The sequence below is a fragment of the Escherichia sp. XD33 genome (assembly GCF_019375075.1).
Taxonomy (GTDB): domain Bacteria; phylum Pseudomonadota; class Gammaproteobacteria; order Enterobacterales; family Enterobacteriaceae; genus Enterobacter; species Enterobacter flexneri_A.
The window spans coordinates 1-1,538 of record NZ_JAENDM010000170.1 but is presented as its reverse complement, the minus strand read 5'-3'; the positions used below and the strand labels follow the sequence as shown (position 1 = coordinate 1,538).

Genomic DNA, 1,538 nt, shown 5'->3' with positions numbered 1-1,538 from the left:
CCACCTGCTATAATGATTACATTAACTATATTAAGTATAAACTTTGTAGGGGAAGGGCTTAAAGATGCTTTTAATCCTAGAGGTAGACGTTAAATAATAAACAGGCTGGGACATAAATCCCTAAAAAACAGCAGTAAGATAATTTTCAATTAGAAAATATCTTACTGCTGTTCTCTATTTATACAATACTTCGTATTGAATGGCTTCGCTTTCCTAGGGTGCCGTCTCAGCCTCGGTCTTCGACTGGCACTGCTCCCTCAGGAGTCTCGCCATTAATACTACGTATTAACATGTAATTTTACTTTGAAATACTTTAAAAAAATAAGACACTTTCGTATAATTTAATAAATACCACTAAACTAAATTAACGAGGTGCCTTATGTATAAAAATTATAACATGACCCAACTTACACTACCAATAGAAACTTCTGTTAGAATTCCTCAAAATGATATTTCGCGATATGTTAATGAAATTGTTGAAACGATACCTGATAGCGAATTCGATGAATTCAGACATCATCGTGGCGCAACATCCTATCATCCAAAAATGATGTTAAAAATCATCTTATATGCATATACTCAATCTGTATTTTCTGGTCGTAGAATAGAGAAATTACTTCATGACAGTATTCGAATGATGTGGTTAGCTCAAGATCAAACACCTTCTTATAAAACTATTAATCGTTTTAGAGTGAATCCTAATACTGATGCGTTAATTGAATCTTTATTTATTCAGTTCCATAGTCAATGTTTAAAGCAAAATCTTATTGATGATAATTCAATTTTTATTGATGGTACAAAAGTAGAAGCTAGTGCCAATAGATATACATTTGTGTGGAAGAAAAGTATTCAAAATCACGAATCGAAATTGAACAAAAATTCAAAAGCATTATATCGTGACTTAGTTGAAGAAAAAATAATACCAGAGATAAAAGAAGATGGAGATAGCGATTTAACAATAGAAGAAATAGATTTAATTGGTAGTCATTTAGATAAAGAAATCGAAGATTTAAATCATTCTATTGAGAACGAAGATTGTACTCAAATTAGAAAACAGACCCGTAAAAAAAGAACTGAGATTAAGAAGTTCAAAAAGAAATTTGATGATTATTCCGAAAGAAAAAGTAAATATGAAGAACAAAAATCGATTCTTAAAGATAGAAATAGCTTTTCTAAAACTGATCATGATGCAACTTTTATGAGAATGAAGGAAGACCATATGAAAAATGGCCAACTTAAGCCAGGATACAATTTACAAATAGCGACAAATTCTCAATTTGTTTTATCCTATGACCTATTTCAAAACCCGACAGATACTAGAACTTTAATTCCATTTTTAACAATGATTCAAAATACCTTCGGTTATTTACCGGAGTATATTGTAGCTGATGCAGGTTATGGTAGTGAGCAAAACTATATGGCTATTATAGATGATTTTAATAAAACGCCACTTATTACGTATGGCATGTTTATTAAAGATAAAACTAGAAAGTTTAAAAGTGACATTTTTAACACTCAAAATTGGAAATATGACGAAC

At 30.6% G+C, this 1,538-nt stretch carries 1 protein-coding gene; it reads left to right on the top strand.

Annotated features, from left to right (window positions below; translation table 11 throughout):
* Positions 1 to 379 precede the first annotated feature (379 nt).
* A partial coding sequence (locus tag K0778_RS25945; protein ID WP_153520334.1) for an IS1182-like element ISSau3 family transposase occupies positions 380 to 1,538 on the top strand: 1,159 nt, incomplete at its 3' end.